Raw genomic sequence first — 20470 nt, 5'->3', positions numbered from 1 at the left:
ATCCCGCGGTTACCCAAGGACCCCGGAGCGACGCGATGCTGAACGAAATCAAGAAAGATGCCCAAGCCCGCATGGCCAAGAGCATCGAGTCGCTGCGCCACAACCTGGTCAAGGTCCGTACGGGCCGCGCGAATACCGGTCTGGTGGACAGCATCAAGGTGAACTACTACGGCTCCGACATGCCGCTGTCGCAGGTGGCCAGCGTGGCGGTGGGCGATGCGCGCTCGATCATCATCACCCCGTGGGAAAAACAGATGGTGGGTGCGGTCGAAAAGGCGATCCTGGCCTCCGACCTGGGCCTGACCCCGAATACCGCCGGCACCGTGATCCGCCTGAACATCCCGGCGCTGACCGAGGAACGCCGCAAGGAACTGACCAAGGTCGTGCACAGCGAAGGCGAGGACGCGAAGGTGGCGATCCGCAACATCCGCCGCGACGCCAACCACCAAGTCAAGGAACTGCTGAAGGACAAGCAGATCACCGAGGACGACAGCGCGCGCACCGAGCAGGACATCCAGAAGCTCACCGACTCGGCGATCAAGGACGTGGACGAAGTGATCAAGACCAAGGAAACGGAGCTGATGTCGGTCTGAGCCGGCATCGCGACGCTTCCACGTGATAGCTCCCGCAGCGCGCGTTCCGCGCCACATCGCCATCATCATGGATGGCAATGGCCGCTGGGCACAGCAGCGCCATCGCCCGCGCATCATCGGCCACCGCGCCGGCGCGCGCGCGGTCAAGACTTGCGTTGAGTTCTGCCTGGACAATGGGGTCGGAGCGCTCACGCTGTTCGCGTTCTCCAGCGAGAACTGGAACCGGCCGACGGACGAGGTCGGCGGCTTGATGAAGCTGTTCCTGGGCGCGCTTGAACGCGAAGTCGACGAGCTGCACCGGCTTGGCGCGCGGTTGCGCTTCATCGGCGAACGCTCGCGTTTCGCGCCGGAGATCCTGGCCCGCATGCAGGCGGCGGAAACGCTGACCGCCGGCAACACCAAACTGCAACTGAGCATCGCCGCCAGCTACGGCGGCCGCCAGGACATCGCCCAGGCCGCGCGCGCACTGGCGGAGGACGTGGCCGCAGGCCGGCTGCGCCCGGAGCAGATCGACGAAGAGGCGATCTCCACGCGCGTCGCGCTGGCGGAGCTGCCCGCGCCCGACCTGTTCATCCGTACCGGCGGCGAGCTGCGGATCAGCAATTTCCTGCTGTGGCAGCTGGCCTACACCGAATTGTGGTTCACCGACACGTTGTGGCCGGACGTGGATGCCGCCACACTGCGGCGCGCCCTGGACGATTACGCCGGGCGCGAACGCCGCTTCGGGCTGACCAGCGCGCAGGTGGCCGGCCACGCAACCGGGGAAACTTCGTGACCAAAACACGCCTGCTGGCCGCGCTGATCATGGCGCCGATCGCCATCCTCAGCGTGCTGTTCGTCTCCACGCCGGTACTGGCCGCACTCAGCGCCGTGCTGTTCCTCATCGCGCTATGGGAATGGCTGAAGCTGGCCGAAGTCGACGACACCCTGGCCCGCACGGTGCTGCTGCTGTGCAACGTGGCGGTGATGGTGGCGCTGGTGTGGGGTTCGCGTTCCGCACAAGGTGGATCCTTCGCGCTACTGCAATTGGTGGTGGTGATCGGCGTGGGCTGGTGGTTGCTGGCGCTGTTGTGGATGCGCCACTACCACTTCGCCTCAGACCATGATTCGCATGCACGCGCGTTCAAGCTGCTGGCCGGCACGCTGGCGGTGATCCCGGCCTGGTGCGCGCTGGGCCTGATCCACGCCAGCCAGCCGAACGGCCACAAGTGGTTGCTGCTGGCGCTGTTCCTGGTCTGGGCAGCAGATACCGGCGCCTACTTCGCCGGCCGCCATTTCGGCGGCAGGTTCTTCAAGCGCAAGCTGGCACCGCGGATCAGCCCGAACAAGACCATCGAGGGACTGCTTGGCGGCCTGGTGTTGGCGATGGTGGTAGCGATCGTTGGCGCGGAAATGATCGGCGTGCGCGCAGGCCAACTGCCGGGCATCGCGCTGGTGGCGCTGGCGACTGCAATGTTCTCGGTCGTCGGCGACCTGTTCGAAAGCCTGCTCAAGCGCCACGTGGGCGCGAAGGATTCGGGCGACCTGATCCCCGGCCACGGCGGCGTGCTGGATCGCGTGGACAGCGTGCTGGCCGCACTGCCGGTGTTCGCACTCGGAAAGTTGTGGCTGGGCTTCTAGGGCGTCGATGATGCACAGGGTTGCAATCTTCGGTGCCACCGGTTCGATCGGCACCTCCGCGCTGGACGTGATCGCGCGTCACCCGGAACGAACGCGTGCCAGCGTGCTGGCCGCGGGTAGCAAGGTCAACGAGCTCGTCGCACTCTGCCGCAGGCATCGTCCGGAACACGCTGTCATCGCCGATGAAAACCGCTTCCTGGCGCTGCGCGATGGGCTGCGCGAGGCCGGCTTGCCGACACTGGCGCACGCGGGGCCCGCCGCGCTGGATGCCTTGGCCGCGGGCGATGCCTGCGACAGTGTGGTTGCCGCCATCGTTGGCGCAGCCGGCCTTTCGTCCACCCTCGCCGCCGCACGCGCCGGCAAGCGCCTGTTGCTGGCCAACAAGGAATCGCTGGTGCTGGCCGGCGAACTGCTGATGCAGGCGGCGCGCGATGGTGGCGCGACCATCGTGCCGATCGACAGCGAACACAACGCGGTGTTCCAGTGCATCGCCGGTTGCGACGACCCCGCGGCGATCACTCGGGTCACGCTCACCGCATCCGGCGGCCCATTCCGTGGACGCAGCCGCGCCGACCTGGCGGCGGTCACGCCGGCGCAAGCCATCGCCCATCCAAAGTGGTCGATGGGCCCGAAGATCTCGGTGGATTCGGCCACGCTGATGAACAAGGGGCTGGAGGTCATCGAGGCCCACCACCTGTTCGCCCTCGCCCCGGATCGCATCCGCGTGCTGGTGCATCCGCAGTCGCTGGTGCATGCCATCGTCGATTTCGTCGACGGCAGCTCACTGGCGCAGCTCGGCCTGCCGGACATGCGCACCGCGCTTGCCGTGGGCTTGGGATCGCCGCGCAGGATCGCTTCCGGCGTCGGCGCGCTGGACTTGCTCACGCAGGGCGGCAAGCTGGAATTCGAAGCCCCAGACCTCGACGCCTTCCCTTGCCTTGCGTTGGCCTGGCGCGCATTGGAGTCCGGCGGCACCGCGCCCGCCGTGCTGAATGCAGCCAACGAGGAGGCGGTTTCAGCCTTTCTTCAGGGCCGGATCGGTTTCCTGTCCATTCCCGACACTGTCGCTGCGACAATGGATGCCATGCCGCCCCAGCCCGCCGATTCACTGGACATGTTGCTTGATGCGGATACGCGCGCGCGCGCGGCGGCCCATACGCGCATCGACCACCTCGCCAACCAGAACTGATCGCATTCCATGGGCACCTTCTTCGGATCGTTGTGGTGGATGCTGGTCGCGATCGGCGTGCTGGTCACCTTCCACGAATTCGGCCATTTCTGGGTCGCGCGCCGCTGCGGAGTGAAGGTGCTGCGCTTCTCGGTGGGGTTCGGCCGTGCGCTGTGGTCGCGGATCGGCAAGGACGGCACCGAATACCGGATCGCGATGATCCCGCTGGGCGGCTACGTCAGCATGCTTGACGAAACCAGGCTGGACGAACGTGAGGGCGACATCCCCGCCGCCGACCTGGCCCGCGCCTTCAATCGCCAGAACGTGTGGAAACGCATCGCGATCGTGATCGCCGGACCACTGGCCAACCTGTTGCTGGCGGTCGCCCTGCTGTGGGCGATGCTGGTGATCGGCCGCCCGGACTACGCTCCGGTCGTGGGCAAGAGCGAAGGCATTGCCGCGCAAGCCGGCCTGCAGCAAGGCGATGCCATCCGCGCAGTCGATGGCCGCGCCACCCCGACCTGGAGCGAGGCGTTGATGGCCCTGACCGTGGCGGCGCTGGATCGACAGCCTGTGCAGGTAGACGTCGCACGGGCCGATGGCGGCGACAGCACACACACCCTGCCGCTGGACAAGCTGCCGGCCGCCTTCGACGAATCGCGGGCGATGCGGGCGGTGGGCCTAACCGCCCGCCATGAACTGGTGCCGGCCGTGGTGGGCACGGTCAGCGAAGGCATGCCGGCCTGGGGCGTGCTGGCCGAAGGCGATCGCATCACCGCGATCGACGCCTCGCCCATCGCCAGCTTCGACGACATCGCTCCGTTGGTGGAGGCGCTGGGCAAGCGTGGCGGCCCCGGCATGATCGAAGTCGAGCGCGATGGTGAACGGCTGGCGCTGGAACTGGCTCCGATGCGGCGCAACAATCCGGACGGCAGCAGTTCCTGGCTGCTCGGCGTGGGCAATGCCGCATCAGCAAGGCCTCTCCCGGACGCCGTGCTGCGGTTGAACCCGATCGCGGCGATCCCGGCCGCCATCAACGAAACCAGCTACCAGGTGAAGCAATTGTTCGCCATGATTGGGCGCGCGTTCAGCGGCCGAGTCTCGGTGGAGAACACCGTCTCGGGCCCGATCGCCATTGCCCAGGCCGCAAATGCCTATGCCAGCGGTGGCACCGCATGGTTCCTGAACTTCCTCGCCCTGTTGTCGGTCAGCCTTGCCATCCTCAACTTGCTGCCGATTCCCGTCTTGGACGGTGGACACCTGCTGTATTACCTTATCGAGCTGGTCACGGGCCGCCCGTTGGGCGATCGCGCGATGGCCGTTGGCCAGTACCTCGGCCTCGCGTTGATCGCGGGGCTGACGGGACTGGCGTTCTACAACGACATCCTGCGCCTGGTGTCGTGACGCTTCGCTCCCCGCCGCTGGCGCACCACACGCGCCCAGCAACATGCCCCGCAACAGGATGTCCCGAATGACCCGACCCTTGTCCCGCCGCCTGCTCACCCTTGCCCTGGCCTCGGCGCTCGCGCTGCCGGCATGGGCGCAGACGGCGATCGCACCGTTCACGGTCAGCGACATCCGCATCGACGGCCTGCAGCGCATCGGCGCCGGTACCGTGTTCACCTATCTCCCGGTCGAGCGCGGCGACACCCTCGATGCCGCCAAGGCCGCCGAAGCCCTGCGCGCGCTGTACAAGACCGGATTTTTCGAAGACGTGCGCCTGGACCACCAGGGCAGCATCCTGGTGATCACCGTGGTCGAACGCCCGGCAATCAACAAGCTGGCCCTGGTCGGCAACAAGGATCTGAAGTCCGAAGATTTGCTCAAGGGCCTGAAGGACATCGGTCTGGCCGAAGGCGAGACCTTCAACCGGCTGAACCTGGACCAGGTCACCCAGGAACTCAACCGTCAGTACAACAATCGTGGCAAGTACAGCGTCGAAATCTCCCCAAGCGTCGAACGGCTGGATCGCAATCGCGTCAACCTGACCATCAACATCAAGGAAGGCAAGGCTGCCAAGATCCGCCATATCAACCTGGTCGGCAACGAAAAGTACACCGATGAGGAGATCACCAAAGACTGGGAATCGCATACCAGCAATTGGCTGAGCTGGTACAAGCGCGACGACCAGTATTCGCGCGAAAAGCTGTCCGGCGACATCGAAAAACTCAATGCCTGGTACCTCAACCGCGGCTATGTCGACTTCAGCCTGGATTCGACTCAGGTCGCGATCAGCTCGGACAAGAAGGACATGTTCCTCACTGCCGGCATCAGCGAGGGCGAGGTCTACACCATCTCCAATGCCACCGTATCCGGTGACACGATCCTGCCGAAGACAGAAATCGAACAGATTGTTGCCTTCATCCGTCCCGGCAGTACGTTCTCTCGCGGCCTGCTTGAGCTGGCCACCAATGCAATCACGGCGCGCCTGTCCAACATCGGCTATGCCTTCGCCCAGGTCAATCCGATTCCCGCGATCGACCGTGACAAGCGCACGGTCGCTATCGACTTTCAGGTGCAACCCGGGCCTCGCATCAACGTGCGCCGGATCGTGTTCAAGGGCAACACACGCACCGCCGATGCGGTGCTCCGCCGTGAAATGCGCCAATTCGAAGGCAGTTGGTATTCGCAGGCAGCGATCGACCGAGGCAAGGTACGCCTGCAGCGCTTGGGTTATTTCGAAGAAGTGGACGTCGAGAACGAGCCGGTTGCGGGCACTGACGATCAAGTCGATGTGACCTATACCGTAAAGGAAACCACTTCCGGCAGCATCGCGGCCGGCGTCGGTTATTCACAACTCTCCGGCGTTAACCTCTCCTTGCAGCTGTCCGAGAACAACTTCCTCGGTAGCGGCAACCGAGTCTCGATGGCCGTTACCCGCAGCGCCTACCAGAAACGTTACGACTTCTCTTTCATGAATCCGTACTTCACGGATGATGGGCTGTCGCTCGGCTACAACCTGTGGTGGCGCGAGTTCGACTACTCCAGCTACAACGTCGCCCAGTATTCGACCAATAGCGGCGCAGCGCAGGTCTTCATGAGCCTGCCGCTGAGTGAAAACGACTCGGTATCGCTCATGTTCGGCGTGGATACCAATGAAATTCTTGCGTACCCGGGATCGACGCCGCCACCGCTGCTGGACTATATCAGCGCCGTGGGCAACCGTACTTTCCACGCGTGGCGTGGACAGATTGGCTGGGGCCGCGATACCCGCAACGACTATTTCATGCCCGTTGTCGGCAGCACGCAGAACCTATCGGCGGAAATCGCCTTGCCCGGCTCTACCGTCGAGTACTACAAACTGTCCTACGATTTCGGCAAATATTGGCCACTGAACCAGGCGCTGGTGGTACGTACCGGCATCAACGTGGGTTATGGCGATTCCTACGGCAAGAACTTCAGACGGAATCTTTGTTACACCGCGCCGACCTATATCGATACCAACGGTGATGGCATCCTCGACACTGAGGTACCTGGCATTGCGCCGAGTGATCCCTGCCTGCCGACTTCCTCTGATTTTGACAAGACGGTGACTGCCAGCGGCTTGCCGTTCTTTGAAAATTTCTATGCCGGCGGCATCGCCGCGCAGGGCAAGGTGCGTGGTTTCACCGACAACACCCTTGGCCCGTCCTATACGTCCGGTTTTGGCTATCGGCAGCCGCTGGGTGGTTCGTTCCTGCTGGCCGGCTCCGTCGAGGCGATCTTCCCCAAGCTGTTCGACAGCCCCGCCGCACGCGTTTCCGCATTCCTCGACTTCGGCAACGTCTACGACGGCTGGGGCAACTTCAGCGCCAGCGAACTGCGCGCATCCACCGGTATCGCCCTGCTCTGGCGTTCACCGATGGGTCCGCTGTCGATCAGCTACGCCATTCCCCTGCGCAAGAAGGACGGCGACCAGATCGAACGGTTGCAGTTCACCTTCGGCGGCCAGCTGTAACGGCCGCCCCCGGGCATGAACGCGCCAGTGTTCGCCGCCTCGGAACTGGCGCGCCGCTTCGAGCTTGAGCTGCACGGCGAGGATCGCGAAGTGCATGGCGTCGGCACGCTCTCGGGCGCCACGCCGGAGCAGCTGAGCTTCCTCGCCAATCCACGTTACCGCGGCCAGCTGGCGGAGAGCGCCGCTGGCGTCGTGGTCTTGCGCGCGGACGACATCGAGGCCCGCAGCGGCACGGCATTGGTCGCTCGCGATCCGTACACGGCGTTCGCAAAGATCGCTGCCCTGTTCGAACGCAAACCCGTGCGTGCTGCTGGCATCCATCCGAGCGCTGTCGTCGACATTTCCGCTTCGGTCGATCCCGCCGCCAGCATCGGTCCACATGCCTTCATCGGCGCGCGTAGCCGGATCGAAGCCGGCGCAATTGTCGGCCCCGGTTGCGTGATCGGCGACGATTGCGAGGTCGGTGACGATTGCGAATTGATCGCGCGGGTCACGCTGGTGACGCGAGTGCGACTGGGCAAACGGGTACTCGTGCATCCTGGCGCCGTGCTCGGTGCGGAGGGCTTCGGCATCGCGATGGACCATGGCCACTGGATCAAGGTGCCGCAGCTCGGCGGCGTGGTCATCGGCGACGATTGCGAGATCGGTGCCAACACCACCATCGACCGCGGCGCGCTGGGCGACACTGTGCTCGAAGAAGACGTGCGCCTGGACAACCAGATCCAGGTCGGCCACAACGTGCGGATCGGTGCGCATACCGCGATGGCGGGCTGCTCGGCGGTGGCCGGCAGCGCAGTCATCGGCCGCCACTGCCTGGTTGGCGGCGGTGCCGGCGTGCTCGGCCACCTGGAGGTCTGCGACCGCGTGGTGATCACCGCGATGTCGCTGGTCACCCACTCCATCCGTGAGCCAGGCGAGTATTCATCGGGCACGCCATTGATGGACAATCGCAGCTGGCGCAAGAGTGCCGCGCGCTTCAAGCAACTCGACGACATCGCCCGCCGCACGAAGGCCGGCGACAAGGACACCGAATGACCGATGCCACTTCCAGCGTGACCCTGCCGGTGAACAGCGCCGAGATCGAGCGCCTGCTGCCGCACCGCTATCCCTTCCTGCTGGTCGACCGCGTGGTCGAGTTCGAGAAGGACAAGCGCGTGCTGGCCTACAAGAACGTCACCAACAACGAGCCGTTCTTCACCGGCCATTTCCCCGGCCATCCGGTGATGCCCGGCGTGCTGGTGGTGGAAGCGCTGGCCCAGGCCGGCGGCCTGCTGACCCAGCTCTCGCGCGATCCGGCCGAACTCGGCAAGGACACCTTCTACCTGGTCAAGGTGGACAACGCGAAATTCAGCCGCATGGTGGTGCCGGGCGACAAGCTGGAACTCGATGTCGAGCTGCGGCGGCGCATCCGCAACATGGCGCAATACGTGGGCATCGCCCGCGTCGACGGCGAGCAGGTCGCGTGCGCCGAGATCCTTTGCGCGGCGGCGCGGGACTGATTCGATGCGCGGCGATTCCACATCGCTAGTCCACACGACGGCGGTCATCGCTCCATCCGCGAAGCTCGGCGTGGGCGTGCATGTCGGCGCTTATGTGGTGATTGGCGCTGAAGTCGAAATCGGCGACAACACCCGCATCGGCCCGCACTGCGTGATCGAAGGCCCGACCCGCATCGGCCGCGACAACGTGTTCCACGGCCAGGCCGCGATCGGCGGCGAGCCGCAGGACAAGAAGTACCGTGGCGAGCGCGTTGAACTGGTGATCGGCGACGGCAACGTGATCCGCGAGTTCGTCACCATCAATCGCGGCACCGGCGATGGCGGCGGCATCACCCGCCTCGGCAACCGCAACTGGATCCTCGCCTATTCGCATATCGCGCACGACTGCATCGTCGGCGACGACTGCGTGTTCTCCAACAACACCACCCTCGCCGGCCATGTCAGCGTCGGCAACCAGGTCATCCTCAGCGGCTTCACCGGCGTGCACCAGTTCTGCCGGATCGGTGACCACGCCTTCATCGGCATGGGTGCCTTCGTCAATGGCGACGTGCCGCCGTTCCTGATGGTGGCGCAGGAAAAATACGCACGGCCGCGCGGCATCAATGCCGAAGGCCTGAAGCGGCGCGGCTTCGATGCCACGCGCATCGCCGCAATCAAGCGCGCTTATCGTGCGCTGTACATGGGCGATGCAAAGCTGGACGAGGCCAAGACCGAACTCGGCGAGATCGCCGCGAACAGCAACGACGTGCGCGAGATGCTCGACTTCATCGAGGCCGGCGAGCGGCCGCTGCTGCGGTGAGCATCTCGCATGTCGGGCCCGGCAGGGGGGTATTCCCCAAGTCGCTACCCGATACTCGCTTTGTTGGGAAACACCCCCCTGCCGGACCCGACGCAGGCTTTCATTGGGCGGTGGAATGAGCCTTCGCATCGCCCTCTGCGCAGGTGAAACTTCCGGCGACCAGCTCGGCGCAGGCCTGATCGCAGAACTGCGCAAGCGTTTCCCCGATGCGCAATTCGCCGGCATCGGCGGTGATGGCATGCGCGCTGCCGGCCTGGATATCTGGTTCGATGCCAGCGAACTGGCGGTGATGGGCTTGGCCGAAGTGCTGGCCCACCTGCCGCGCCTGCTCAAGCTGCGCAAGGCGTTCCGCCAGCGCGTTCTCGACTGGAAGCCGGACGTGTACATCGGCATCGACGCGCCTGACTTCAACCTCGGCGTCGAGCGCTGGCTCAAGCAGCGCGGCGTGCGCACCGTGCATTACGTGAGCCCGTCGGTCTGGGCCTGGCGCGAGAACCGTGCGGCGAAGATTGGCGCCAGCGCGGATCGCGTGCTCTGCCTGTTCCCGATGGAACCACCGATCTACGCGAAACATGGCGTCGATGCGGTATTCGTCGGCCACCCGCTGGCCGATGCGATCCCGCTGCAGCCCGACCGCACCGCCGCACGCAACGCATTCGGCGAATCGCCCGATGTGCCGATCCTGGCGCTCTTGCCGGGCAGCCGGCTCGGCGAGATCGAACGCATGCTGCCGGTGTTCGTCGAAGCCGCAACCACCCTGCAACGCGACATTCCCGGCCTGCGCGTGCTGGTGCCCGCCGCCAATGCGCAGTGCCGTAGCGCGATCGAACGCATCGCCCGCGATGTACCCGGTATCCGCATCCTCGACGGCGATGCGCAGCGCGCGATGATCGCCAGCGATTGCGTGCTGCTTGCTTCCGGCACCGCCGCGCTGGAAGCGATGCTGTGCAAGCGGCCGATGGTGATCGGCCATCGCATCTCCGGCCTGACCTATGCCATCGTCAAGGCGTTCGGGCTGCTGAAATCCGCGCATGTCAGCCTGCCCAACATCCTGGCCGGCAAGCAGCTGGTTCCCGAACTGCTGCAGGATCAGTGCACCACGCAAAACCTGCACGCGGCCCTGCTGCACTGGTTCCGCGATGCCGATGCCGTCGCCGCGCTGCAACCGCAATTCCTGGCCATCCATGAAACCCTGCGCCGCGACGCGTCGGCACGCGCGGCCGACGCGGTTGCTTCGCTACTGTCATCGCACGCATGAGCCTGCTGGTTGCCGGCGTGGACGAAGCCGGGCGCGGCCCGCTGGCCGGGCCGGTGTGCGTGGCCGCAGTGATCCTCGATCCAGCTCACCCGATCGGTGGATTGAACGATTCCAAGCAACTCAGCGAGCGCAAGCGTGAGGCGCTGTATCCGCTGATCATCGAACATGCGCTGGCATGGCGCATCGAATTCGTCGAAGCCGACGAAATCGACGCGCTCAACATCCTGCAGGCCACGATGACCGGCATGCGCCGCGCCGTCTGCGCGCTTTCGCCCGCGGCAGGACACGCACTGATCGACGGCAACCGCATTCCCGACGGCATGCCTTGTGCTGCTACCGCGATCATCGATGGCGATGCGTCGGAACCTTCGATCATGGCCGCATCGATCCTGGCCAAGGTCGCGCGCGATGCGCGCATGCGTGAACTGCATGCGCAATATCCGCAATACGGCTTCGATCGGCACAAGGGTTATCCCAGCGCGATGCACCGGGATGCGTTGCAGAAGCATGGACCGTGCCCACAACATCGCCGCAGTTTCGCTCCCGTTCAGCGCGCGCTGGCTGCAGGCGCGCAACATGACTTGAGGCACCTCGCTTCCGGCACATGACGCATTGAATGCGCTGGCGCAAGGTGCGCTTGCATCGCATCGATGCGGCTGTTTGCGCCTGCAAGCCGACGCTCGCACGCAGCCATCCCCCGCCGTCGGCTTCGCGAGGTGCGCCATGCTCATGCGAACCGCAGCTCCCGCCGAAACACCGCTGCCCTGGGAAGATCGTCCCAGTCACGCCAACCGCGACAGCATCGGCGGTTTCCAACTTGACGCCACGGCCGTGGCACGTTTCGACCGCCTGTTGCACGACATTCATCCCGAGGCGCGCCATGTCGATGCCGACCGCATCGCCACGCTCGGGCGCTGGTTGCAGGATCTGCCCGCTGCACGCGCACGCGCGGTACTGGACGAGCGCCTGACCCGCATCGAGCAACTGCGCGCGATGCTCGACGATGCCGATTGGGATCGCCGCGAAGGCGCCTGCCGACGCGTGCGCAAGCTACTGGCCTATCTCGACCAGGATCACGACCTGATACCGGACGAAATTCCTCTGCTCGGCCTGCTGGATGACGTGATCCTGCTGGAACTGGCCTGGCCCGCAGTAGCCACCGAAGCCGAGGACTATGCGGATTTCTGCGACTACCGCGCATCGACAGCGCCTGATGGGGATGGTGCGCAACGCCGCGATGCATGGATCCGTGATCGGCTGGATGCGCTGGCGCTGTACCAGCACCATCACCGGGTGAACGACGGCCACTACGCGAACGGCGGCCACCCGAATCGCCCGTTCCGGGTGGCCTGAGGCCAAATGACCGCGGCGGGCTGAAACAGGCCGGTTCACCGGCCTGTCAAGCCTTGCCCGGGCGGCGGTCGCGGCCTACCCTGCATGCTGGTTACGCGGTAATGCGATGTCCGCCCGTTTCGTCCCCTTGCACCTGCACAGCGAATACTCGCTGGTCGATTCGACGATCCGTATCCCGGAGCTCGTCGCGGCCTGCGCGGCGCGTGGTTTACCGGCAGTCGCGGTTACCGACCAGAACAATCTGTTCGCCCTGGTCAAGTTCTACAAGGAAGCGGAAAAGGCCGGCATCAAACCGATCGCCGGTGCCGACGTGCTGGTCGCCGACGGCACCGCCACGCCATCGCGCCTGACCCTGCTGTGCCGCGACAACGACGGCTACCTCAGCCTGTCGCAGCTGCTGACCCGCGCATGGATGGAAGGCCATCGCGTCGATGGCGTGGTCGCGCGCCCCGCGTGGCTGGCGGAGAACGCCGGGCTGTTCGCCATCGCCGGGCCGCAGTCGGAACCCGGGCTGCTGTTCGCTTCCGGCCGTCATGATCTTGCCGAACAGGCACTGGCCGACCTGCAAGCGAAGTTCGGCGAACGCCTGCACCTGGAACTGCTGCGCACCGGTCGCACCGGCGAAGACGCCTTCAATGCGTTCGCGCTGGACATGTCGGCGCGGCGCGGCATTCCGGTGCTCGCCAGCAATGATGTGCGCTTCCTCGATGCCGACGGTTTCGACGCGCACGAGGCGCGCGTGTGCATCGCCAGCGGTCGCGTGCTCGACGACGCCCGCCGCCCGCACGACTACACCGCGCAGCAATACCTGAAATCGCCCGAGGAAATGGCGGCGCTGTTCTCCGATGTGCCGGACGCGCTGGACAACAGCGTCGCGCTGGCGCAGCGCTGCAACCTGGCACTGCGGCTGGGCACCTACTACCTGCCCGCCTTCCCGGTACCCAGCGACGAGACGCTGGACAGCTGGATCCGCAGCCAATCGCGCGATGGCCTTGCGCAGCGCCTGCAGAAAGCCCCGCTGGCCGACGGCAAGACCCGCGCCGACTACGACGCGCGCCTCGAGCTTGAGCTCGACGTCATCGTCGAGATGGGCTTCCCCGGCTACTTCCTGATCGTGGCCGACTTCATCAATTGGGCCAAGCAGCACGGCATCCCGGTCGGCCCCGGCCGCGGTTCCGGCGCCGGCTCGCTGGTCGCGTGGGCGCTGGGCATCACCGACCTCGATCCGCTGCCCTACGACCTGCTGTTCGAGCGCTTCCTGAATCCGGAACGCGTGTCGATGCCGGACTTCGACATCGACTTCTGCATGGATCGCCGCGACGAGGTGATCGATTACGTCGCGCGCAAATATGGTCGCGACCGCGTATCGCAGATCATCACTTACGGCACGATGGCGGCCAAAGCAGTGCTGCGCGATGCCGGCCGCGTGCTCGGCTTCCCGTATGGCTTCGTCGATGGCCTGGCGAAACTCATTCCGCTGCAACCCGCCGATCCGATGACGCTGGAAGACGCGATCGGCATCGGTCAACGCGCGCAGAAGCAGCCGGATCGCATCGTCACCGAGTTCAAGGAACGCTACGAAAGCGAAGACGATGTTCGCGATCTGGTCGATCTTGCGCTGCAGCTGGAAGACCTGACCCGCAACGCCGGCAAGCACGCCGGCGGCGTGGTAATCGCGCCCAGCCCGTTGCAGGATTTCTGCCCGCTGTTCGCCGAACACGACGGCCATGGCGCTGGCCGCAACCCGGTCACCCAGTTCGACAAGGACGACGTCGAATCGATCGGCCTGGTGAAGTTCGACTTCCTCGGCCTGCGCACGCTCACGATCATCGATTGGGCGGTCAAGGCGATCAATGTGCGGCGCGCGCGCGAAGGCCAGGACGCGCTCGACATCACTGCACTGGAGCTCACCGACAAGGCCGCCTACGAGCTGTTCGCACGCGGCGATTCGGTCGCGGTGTTCCAGTTCGAATCGCGCGGCATGCGCGAGCTGCTGAAGCGGGCGAAACCGGACACCTTCGAGGACATCATCGCGCTGGCCGCGCTGTTCCGCCCCGGCCCGCTGGGCAGCGGGATGGACAAGGAATGGTGCGACCGCAAGCACGGTATCGCCGAGGTCAGCTATCCGCATCCGGCGCTGGAGCCGGTGCTGGCGCCGACCTATGGCGTGATTGTGTACCAGGAACAGGTGATGCAGATCGCCCAGGTGCTGGCCGGCTATTCGCTGGGCGGCGCCGACCTGCTGCGTCGCGCGATGGGCAAGAAGAAAGCCGAGGAAATGGCGAAGGAGCGCGCCAAGTTCGAGGCCGGTGCCGCCGAACGCGGCGTGGATCCGCGCACGGCAACGCAGATCTTCGACCTGATGGAAAAATTCGCGGAGTACGGCTTCAACAAGTCGCACTCCGCCGCCTACGCGCTGGTCGCCTACCAGACTGCGTGGCTGAAGGTGCATTACCCGGCCGAATTCATGGCCGCGGTGCTGTCCAGCGACATGGACAACACCGACAAGGTGGTCGGCTTCCTCGACGAGGCGCGTGCGCTCGGCCTGACCGTGCTACCTCCTGACGTGAACGCTTCGACCTACATGTTCGAGGCCACCGATCCGAAGACCATTCGCTATGGCCTGGGCGCGGTGAAGGGCGTGGGCCGTGGCGCCTGCGAAGCCATCGTCGCCGCACGCGAAGAAGGCGGCGTGTTCACCGACCTGCTCGACTTCAGCAAGCGCGTGGATGCGTCCGGCCTCAACAAGCGCACGCTGGAAGCGCTGATCCATGCAGGCGCGATGGACGCGTTGGCGAAGAACCGCGCTTCGCTGATGCTGCAGCTGCCGGAAGTACTGAAGGCCACCGACCAGATCGCCAAGAACCGCGAGGCCGGCATGGTCGACATGTTCGGCAATGCGACCGGTGCGCCGGACATCCATATCGACCTGCCCGAATGCGACGAATGGCCGCTGGCGCAGAAGCTGCAGGGCGAACGCGAGACACTGGGCCATTACCTCAGCGGACATCCGCTGGATCCGCATCGCGAGGAACTGAAACGGCTGGTCGGCCACGACCTGGCCTCGCTGGATGCGCTGTGGGAATCGCGACCGGCGGAAGCACGCAAGGGCTGGCGCCAGCAGATGCAAGCGGTGGTCGCGGGGCAAGTGATCGGCATGCGCAAGCGCGGCGATTCACAGGCCTTCGTGCAACTCGAGGACGGCCGCGGCCGCATCGAATGCGCCTTCTTCGGCGACGAATGGCAGGAATACGCACCGCTGCTGACCCGCGACCGTATCCTGGTAGTCGAAGGCGACCTGCGCGAGGACGAATTCAGCGGCGGCTTCGCCCTGCGCGCCAAGCGCGCCTGGGACTACACGCAACTTTGCGGGCAGCAAGCGCAACGGCTGTCGATCCGCCTCGACCTGCGCGCACCCGGCGCGCTGCAGCAGTTCGAGCAGGTGCTGAAAACCCACACCGGCAGCACGCCCGTGCTGATCGAAGCCACCACCGAGTCAGGTATAGGCCGGCTCACCATCAACGGCGGCCGCGGCCTGCGCATGGATGCGGCCCTACCCGGCCTGCTGCGCAGCCTGCCCGGCGTGCAGGCGGTGAACGTGCACCTGGGCAAGCCCTGGGTGCAGTAGGGCTACCTACGGCTCGGTATGGCGGGCCTGCTGGGCTAGACTGTCCGGATGAATCCGAACTACCTCGACTTCGAGCAGCCGATCGCCGACCTGGAAGCCAAGATCCAGGAACTGCGGCATGCCAGCAACGGCCCGGCGGTCAATATCGATGCCGAAGTGCATGCGCTGCAGGACAAGCTGCGCAAGCGCACCGCCACCATCTTCCGCGACCTCACCCCGTGGCAGGTTTCGCAACTGGCACGGCATCCGTCGCGGCCGTACACCCTCGACTACATCCGGGTGATCTGCGACGAATTCCAGGAACTCGCCGGCGACCGCGCCTTTGCCGACGACAACGCCATCGTCGGCGGCCTGGCCCGCATCGACGGCCGCCCGGTCATGGTCATCGGCCATGAAAAAGGCCGCGACACCAAGGCCAAGGTGCGCCGCAATTTCGGTATGCCCAAGCCCGAGGGCTACCGCAAGGCGCTGCGCCTGATGAAGATGGCCGAGCGCTTCGGCCTGCCGCTGCTGACCTTCATCGACACCGCCGGCGCCTGGCCGGGCATCGATGCGGAGGAGCGCGGTCAGTCGGAAGCCATCGCCCGCAACCTGATGGAAATGGCCGAGCTGAAGGTGCCGATCATCTGCACGGTGATCGGCGAAGGCGGCAGCGGCGGCGCACTCGCCATCGGCGTCGGCGACCGCACCCTGATGCTGGAATACAGCACCTATTCGGTGATCACCCCGGAAGGCTGCGCCTCGATCCTGTGGCGCGATGCCGGCAAGGCCAAGGACGCGGCGGAGCAACTTGGCCTCACCGCCAAGCGCCTGTACGGCCTGGGTCTGATCGACAAGATCGTGCGCGAGCCCACCGGCGGCGCGCATCGCAACCCGGTGCAGATGGCCAAGCGCCTGAAGGCCGTGCTGCTCAACGAACTCGACGCACTGGACAACGTGCCGGTCGATACCCTGCTGGAACGCCGCTACCAGCGCCTGCGCGGCTACGGCGCCTACGAAACCGCCAACTGAGTCATGCCTGCTGCCGCGCTGCGCGAGGCGGTGAAACGCGACGATGGCCGGCCACTGTTGGTCGGCTACAGCGGCGGGCTGGATTCCAGCGTCTTGCTGCACCTGCTGGCGAACGATGCCACTGCACGCCGCAACGGCTTGCGCGCGATCCATGTCCATCACGGCCTGCATGCCGATGCGGATGCTTGGGCCGCGCATTGCGCACGCGAGTGTGCGGCGTTGGGGATTCCCTTGCAGGTCGTGCGCGTCGATGTCGAGACCGATGCCGGATTGGGCCCTGAAGGTGCGGCGCGTACGGCACGCCATCGGGCATTCGCCGAAGCATTGGGCGATGACGAAATCCTCGCCCTCGCCCACCATCGCGACGACCAAGCCGAGACCTTCCTGCTGCGCGCCTTGCGCGGCTCCGGCGTGGACGGATTGGCGGCGATGCAGCCGTGGCGCAACTACGCGCGTGGTTGGCTATGGCGGCCATTGCTCGATGTTCGGCGCGATGACTTGCTGGTGTACGCGCAGGAAAACGCGCTGCGCTGGATCGACGACCCCAGCAATGCGGATTCGGACTTCGATCGCAACTTCCTGCGCAATCGGGTGATGCCGTTGCTGCGCGAGCGTTGGCCGCATGCTTCGGATAATTTCGCCCGCAGCGCCGCGCTCAGTGCGCAAGCCTCGGTTCTGCTGGAGGCCGAAGACGCACAGGCATTGGCCGTCGTACGTCGCGAAGACGATGCGCTCGACATCGATGCAATGCGCGCGATCCCGCGCGAACGCCGCGCACGCGTGCTGCGCCGCTGGATCGAAGGACTGGGCCTGCCGCCGCTGCCAGGCAACGGCATCGAACGCATCGAAAGCGAACTGCTTCCTGCACGCGAAGATACCGAGGCCCGCTTCGACTGGGCTGGCGCGCGCGTGCAATGTTGGCGAAATACGCTACATGCGGGCTTCATCCTCGCCCCATTGCCTGCGGATTGGCGCCAGCATTGGGACGGCCGCGCGCCGCTGGTCTTGCCCACGGGCGACACGTTGGAACTGGTCGGCGTGAAAGGCTTCGATGCGCCCGTGCTAATGCACACGCGCCAAGGCGGCGAACGCATCGTGCTGCCGAAGCGCAGGCACTCGCATGCGCTCAAGCACGTGCTGCAAGAAGCACGGATGCCGCCGTGGCGGCGCGAACGCTTGCCGTTGTTGTCGGATGCCGACGGCACCCTGCTGGCTGCGGGCGATGCCGTGCTTTCCGCGCGCATGGATGCCTGGCTGCGGGCACGCAACGGGCGCCTGCGCTGGACGCGGCTGGCGTAAACTGCGCGCATGGCAAAGAAACCCGCTCCCGAGACCTCGCCCGTTGCCGACTTCGAGACCTCGATGCAGTCGCTCGAAGAGTTGGTCGGCAAGATGGAAGCCGGCGAAATGACGCTGGAGGAATCGCTGGCCGCCTACGAACGCGGCGTCGGCCTGTATCGCCGCTGCCAGAGTGCGCTGGAGCAGGCCGAACTGCGCGTGCGCCAACTCAGCGATCCGGCCAAGCCGGATGACGCCCAAGCCTTTGCCACCGACGATGCCTGACGCAGGCTTCGCGGCCTGGCGCGCACGCGTCGAAGCCGCGCTCGACGGTGTGCTGCCCTCGACCAATGTCGCATCGCAACGCCTGCATGCGGCGATGCGCCATGGCGTGCTCAATGGCGGCAAGCGCATGCGTCCACTGCTGGCCTATGCCGCAGGCAACGCGTTCGGCGCGACTGACGAGGCATTGGATGCAGCGGCAACCGCCGTCGAACTGATCCACTGCTATTCGCTGATCCACGACGACCTGCCGGCGATGGACGACGACGCCCTGCGCCGCGGCCAGCCGACCGTGCATGTCGCCTTCGACGAAGCCACCGCGATCCTGGCCGGCGATGCGCTGCAGTCGCTGGCATTCGAGGTGCTGGCCGAAGCGCCGCTACCTGCAGAACGCCGCGTGGCGATGCTGGCCGAACTGGCCCGCGCCTCGGGGGCCGGCGGCATGTGCGGTGGTCAAGCACTCGACATCGATGCGACCGGGAAAGCGAAACGGGGTCAGAGTCATTTTTCGGTCGAACAGAGTCATCAAGCGACACATCCCGACCGAAAACATGACTCTGACCCCGTTTCGCTCGCCGACCTCGAACGCCTGCACGCACTGAAGACCGGCGCATTGCTGCGCGCGGCGGTGCGTCTGGGCGCGATCGCCGCAGGTGCGAGTGCTGCCGATCGCATCGCACTGGACCGCTACGCCGATGCGCTGGGCCTGGCCTTCCAGATCCGCGACGACCTGCTCGACATCGAAGGCGATGCCGCCACCCTCGGCAAGACAGCAGGCAAGGACATCGAACAGGGCAAGGTCACCTTCCCGGCGCTGCTCGGCATCGAAGCCAGTCGCGCGCGACTGGCCGAACTCGCGGCGGTGATGGACGCCGCATTGGAACAACTGCCGGCAGACACCACCGCGCTGACCGCGCTCGGACGCAAGGTCATCGAGCGCGACCGTTGATGTCACTTCAGTTGAACAGGCGGATCGTCAGCGGGTAGCGATACGCCTGGCCGTCATAGGCCTTGAACGCGGCGACGACGCTGCACACGAACCAGGTGACCGCGATCGCGGCGACCACGAGCAGCAGCACCAACCCGGCGGGCGCGGTGACCAGCAGGCCGATGCCCAGGGTCAGCACGGTGGCGCCCAGCAGCAGGACGCCGATCAGCGCCGCGATGCAGGCGTAGATCAGCATGCTGAGGTTGAAATTCACCGCTTCCTTCGCGTGTTCGGCGGCAAATGCGGACTTGTCGCGCACCAGCATCCACACGCCAAATGCGGCCAGCGCACCGGCCACGCCGGCGATCCAACTGGTCATCAACGCGGCCAACAAGGCCGCGACATGCGCACTCGCCGCCCACAAGCGTTCGCTCTGGCTGGGAGACAGGATTTGTACGTTGGTGGCTTCCATCGTCGGCTCCAACCGGATGCATTCCGGCTTGCACAGATGATGGGGGCGCACGCCCGGCATGCAAGGCAGCAGCCGACCTGGCACAGGCTGGCGACGACGAATGGCCGCTAGCGGCGACCAAACGTCGGCCCGGGCGACGAACCCTTACTTGATCAAGCGCAGGGTGAACGGATAACGATACGCAACGCCTTCGTTCGCCTTCACCGCGGCGATGATGGTCAAGACCAGCCATGCCAGGCCGACGATGACCATCAATGGCACGGTGATGATCAGGCCAAGACCAAGCGTCATGATTGACAGCAGGAACAACACCAGGAACACGATGCCGACGGTGATGTTGAAATTCAGCGCTTCCTTGCCTTGGTCGTCGACGAAGGGCATCGTGTCCTTCTTGACCAGCCAGATGATCAGCGGGCCGATGAAGCAGCCGACGCTGCCCGCCCAACCTGATGTCAACAAGCCGCCCAGCAAGGCCGACAGGTGCGCGAACATCGCCCATTGCCGCTCGTCCTGCGGGATTCCAGACGAGGGTGCCGACGGCGGCACGGGCGGTGGCGTGGTGGTCTCGTTCTGTTCCATGCTGTTTCCCCGGTATGACGGCGCGACGCCGTATTACCGAGCATAACGCCAACCCACGACGCATG

19 protein-coding genes are annotated in these 20470 nt (G+C 65.5%); 17 read left to right on the top strand and 2 right to left on the bottom strand.

All coding sequences use genetic code 11. The features are described from left to right. The first annotated feature begins 35 nt into the window (after nucleotides 1-35). From frr to G7079_RS05600, 17 genes are all read left to right on the top strand, one after another. The gene (gene frr / locus G7079_RS05680) at nucleotides 36-593 is read left to right on the top strand and encodes a ribosome recycling factor (protein ID WP_166056375.1); all 558 of its coding nucleotides are present in this window, start codon (nucleotides 36-38) and stop codon (nucleotides 591-593) included. A gap of 22 nt (nucleotides 594-615) precedes the next feature. Further along, a complete protein-coding gene (gene uppS, locus G7079_RS05675; RefSeq protein ID WP_255453188.1) occupies nucleotides 616-1368 on the top strand; it encodes a polyprenyl diphosphate synthase in 753 nt (250 codons plus the stop codon). Continuing rightward, nucleotides 1365-2213: a phosphatidate cytidylyltransferase gene (locus G7079_RS05670; RefSeq protein ID WP_166056371.1), complete on the top strand. Its 849-nt coding sequence runs from the start codon at nucleotides 1365-1367 to the stop codon at nucleotides 2211-2213. The genes uppS and G7079_RS05670 overlap by 4 nt, the downstream gene beginning before the upstream one ends. A gap of 7 nt (nucleotides 2214-2220) precedes the next feature. Continuing rightward, nucleotides 2221-3402, top strand: a complete 1182-nt coding sequence (gene dxr / locus G7079_RS05665) for a 1-deoxy-D-xylulose-5-phosphate reductoisomerase (protein WP_166056369.1) — start codon at nucleotides 2221-2223, stop codon at nucleotides 3400-3402. A gap of 9 nt (nucleotides 3403-3411) precedes the next feature. Then, on the top strand, nucleotides 3412-4785 hold the full coding sequence (gene rseP / locus G7079_RS05660; RefSeq protein ID WP_166056367.1) for an RIP metalloprotease RseP: 1374 nt from the start codon (nucleotides 3412-3414) through the stop codon (nucleotides 4783-4785). Between the two features lie 67 nt (nucleotides 4786-4852). Then, nucleotides 4853-7318, top strand: a complete 2466-nt coding sequence (gene bamA, locus G7079_RS05655) for an outer membrane protein assembly factor BamA (RefSeq protein ID WP_166056365.1) — start codon at nucleotides 4853-4855, stop codon at nucleotides 7316-7318. Nucleotides 7319-7333: 15 nt separating this feature from the next. Further along, the gene (gene lpxD, locus G7079_RS05650; protein ID WP_166056363.1) at nucleotides 7334-8353 is read left to right on the top strand and encodes a UDP-3-O-(3-hydroxymyristoyl)glucosamine N-acyltransferase; all 1020 of its coding nucleotides are present in this window, start codon (nucleotides 7334-7336) and stop codon (nucleotides 8351-8353) included. Continuing rightward, nucleotides 8350-8817, top strand: a complete 468-nt coding sequence (gene fabZ / locus G7079_RS05645) for a 3-hydroxyacyl-ACP dehydratase FabZ (RefSeq protein ID WP_166056361.1) — start codon at nucleotides 8350-8352, stop codon at nucleotides 8815-8817. The genes lpxD and fabZ overlap by 4 nt, the downstream gene beginning before the upstream one ends. Before the next feature lie 4 nt (nucleotides 8818-8821). Continuing rightward, complete coding sequence (lpxA, locus tag G7079_RS05640) at nucleotides 8822-9616, top strand: acyl-ACP--UDP-N-acetylglucosamine O-acyltransferase (protein ID WP_166056359.1); 795 nt, start codon at nucleotides 8822-8824, stop codon at nucleotides 9614-9616. A gap of 115 nt (nucleotides 9617-9731) precedes the next feature. After that, nucleotides 9732-10874 carry a lipid-A-disaccharide synthase gene (lpxB, locus tag G7079_RS05635; RefSeq protein WP_166056357.1) on the top strand — a complete coding sequence of 381 codons (1143 nt, stop codon included), beginning with the start codon at nucleotides 9732-9734 and terminating at the stop codon, nucleotides 10872-10874. After that, nucleotides 10871-11482: a ribonuclease HII gene (gene rnhB / locus G7079_RS05630; RefSeq protein ID WP_166056355.1), complete on the top strand. Its 612-nt coding sequence runs from the start codon at nucleotides 10871-10873 to the stop codon at nucleotides 11480-11482. The genes lpxB and rnhB overlap by 4 nt, the downstream gene beginning before the upstream one ends. 115 nt (nucleotides 11483-11597) lie before the next feature. Then, entirely contained in the window at nucleotides 11598-12227 is a 630-nt protein-coding gene (locus G7079_RS05625; RefSeq protein WP_166056352.1) for a YkvA family protein, read from the top strand. Nucleotides 12228-12333: 106 nt separating this feature from the next. After that, nucleotides 12334-15855, top strand: a complete 3522-nt coding sequence (gene dnaE, locus G7079_RS05620) for a DNA polymerase III subunit alpha (protein WP_166056351.1) — start codon at nucleotides 12334-12336, stop codon at nucleotides 15853-15855. A gap of 48 nt (nucleotides 15856-15903) precedes the next feature. After that, nucleotides 15904-16866 (top strand): acetyl-CoA carboxylase carboxyltransferase subunit alpha, encoded by a 963-nt coding sequence (locus tag G7079_RS05615; RefSeq protein ID WP_166056349.1) that lies wholly within the window; start codon nucleotides 15904-15906, stop codon nucleotides 16864-16866. Between the two features lie 3 nt (nucleotides 16867-16869). Next, nucleotides 16870-18165 carry a tRNA lysidine(34) synthetase TilS gene (gene tilS, locus G7079_RS05610; protein WP_166056347.1) on the top strand — a complete coding sequence of 432 codons (1296 nt, stop codon included), beginning with the start codon at nucleotides 16870-16872 and terminating at the stop codon, nucleotides 18163-18165. 9 nt (nucleotides 18166-18174) lie between these two features. Beyond that, nucleotides 18175-18429 carry an exodeoxyribonuclease VII small subunit gene (locus G7079_RS05605; RefSeq protein ID WP_166056345.1) on the top strand — a complete coding sequence of 85 codons (255 nt, stop codon included), beginning with the start codon at nucleotides 18175-18177 and terminating at the stop codon, nucleotides 18427-18429. After that, nucleotides 18422-19375 carry a polyprenyl synthetase family protein gene (locus G7079_RS05600; protein WP_166056343.1) on the top strand — a complete coding sequence of 318 codons (954 nt, stop codon included), beginning with the start codon at nucleotides 18422-18424 and terminating at the stop codon, nucleotides 19373-19375. Before G7079_RS05605 ends, G7079_RS05600 begins: the two co-directional genes overlap by 8 nt. Before the next feature lie 7 nt (nucleotides 19376-19382). Here the strand turns inward: G7079_RS05600 and G7079_RS05595 are convergent, their stop codons facing one another. After that, on the bottom strand, nucleotides 19383-19826 hold the full coding sequence (locus G7079_RS05595) for a DUF4870 domain-containing protein (RefSeq protein WP_166056341.1): 444 nt from the start codon (nucleotides 19824-19826) through the stop codon (nucleotides 19383-19385). 144 nt (nucleotides 19827-19970) lie between these two features. After that, the gene (locus tag G7079_RS05590; protein WP_255453187.1) at nucleotides 19971-20405 is read right to left on the bottom strand and encodes a DUF4870 domain-containing protein; all 435 of its coding nucleotides are present in this window, start codon (nucleotides 20403-20405) and stop codon (nucleotides 19971-19973) included. Between the last annotated feature and the right edge of the window lie 65 nt (nucleotides 20406-20470).

This window comes from Thermomonas sp. HDW16, assembly GCF_011302915.1.
Taxonomy (GTDB): domain Bacteria; phylum Pseudomonadota; class Gammaproteobacteria; order Xanthomonadales; family Xanthomonadaceae; genus Thermomonas.
The sequence above is the reverse complement of the archived record's forward strand: the minus strand, read 5'-3'. Positions and strand labels throughout refer to the sequence as shown.

Excerpts from the sequence above, each read along its gene's own strand:
- rseP (WP_166056367.1), top strand. The coding sequence starts at position 3,412 with ATGGGCACCTTCTTCGGATCGTTGTGGTGGATGCTGGTCGCGATCGGC.
- G7079_RS05595 (WP_166056341.1), bottom strand. The coding sequence starts at position 19,826 with ATGGAAGCCACCAACGTACAAATCCTGTCTCCCAGCCAGAGCGAACGC.
- tilS (WP_166056347.1), top strand. The coding sequence starts at position 16,870 with ATGCCTGCTGCCGCGCTGCGCGAGGCGGTGAAACGCGACGATGGCCGG.
- lpxA (WP_166056359.1), top strand. The coding sequence starts at position 8,822 with ATGCGCGGCGATTCCACATCGCTAGTCCACACGACGGCGGTCATCGCT.
- bamA (WP_166056365.1), top strand. The coding sequence starts at position 4,853 with ATGACCCGACCCTTGTCCCGCCGCCTGCTCACCCTTGCCCTGGCCTCG.
- frr (WP_166056375.1), top strand. The coding sequence starts at position 36 with ATGCTGAACGAAATCAAGAAAGATGCCCAAGCCCGCATGGCCAAGAGC.
- G7079_RS05590 (WP_255453187.1), bottom strand. The coding sequence starts at position 20,405 with ATGGAACAGAACGAGACCACCACGCCACCGCCCGTGCCGCCGTCGGCA.
- G7079_RS05615 (WP_166056349.1), top strand. The coding sequence starts at position 15,904 with ATGAATCCGAACTACCTCGACTTCGAGCAGCCGATCGCCGACCTGGAA.
- G7079_RS05625 (WP_166056352.1), top strand. The coding sequence starts at position 11,598 with ATGCTCATGCGAACCGCAGCTCCCGCCGAAACACCGCTGCCCTGGGAA.
- G7079_RS05600 (WP_166056343.1), top strand. The coding sequence starts at position 18,422 with ATGCCTGACGCAGGCTTCGCGGCCTGGCGCGCACGCGTCGAAGCCGCG.
- lpxD (WP_166056363.1), top strand. The coding sequence starts at position 7,334 with ATGAACGCGCCAGTGTTCGCCGCCTCGGAACTGGCGCGCCGCTTCGAG.
- fabZ (WP_166056361.1), top strand. The coding sequence starts at position 8,350 with ATGACCGATGCCACTTCCAGCGTGACCCTGCCGGTGAACAGCGCCGAG.
- dxr (WP_166056369.1), top strand. The coding sequence starts at position 2,221 with ATGATGCACAGGGTTGCAATCTTCGGTGCCACCGGTTCGATCGGCACC.
- lpxB (WP_166056357.1), top strand. The coding sequence starts at position 9,732 with ATGAGCCTTCGCATCGCCCTCTGCGCAGGTGAAACTTCCGGCGACCAG.
- dnaE (WP_166056351.1), top strand. The coding sequence starts at position 12,334 with ATGTCCGCCCGTTTCGTCCCCTTGCACCTGCACAGCGAATACTCGCTG.
- rnhB (WP_166056355.1), top strand. The coding sequence starts at position 10,871 with ATGAGCCTGCTGGTTGCCGGCGTGGACGAAGCCGGGCGCGGCCCGCTG.
- G7079_RS05605 (WP_166056345.1), top strand. The coding sequence starts at position 18,175 with ATGGCAAAGAAACCCGCTCCCGAGACCTCGCCCGTTGCCGACTTCGAG.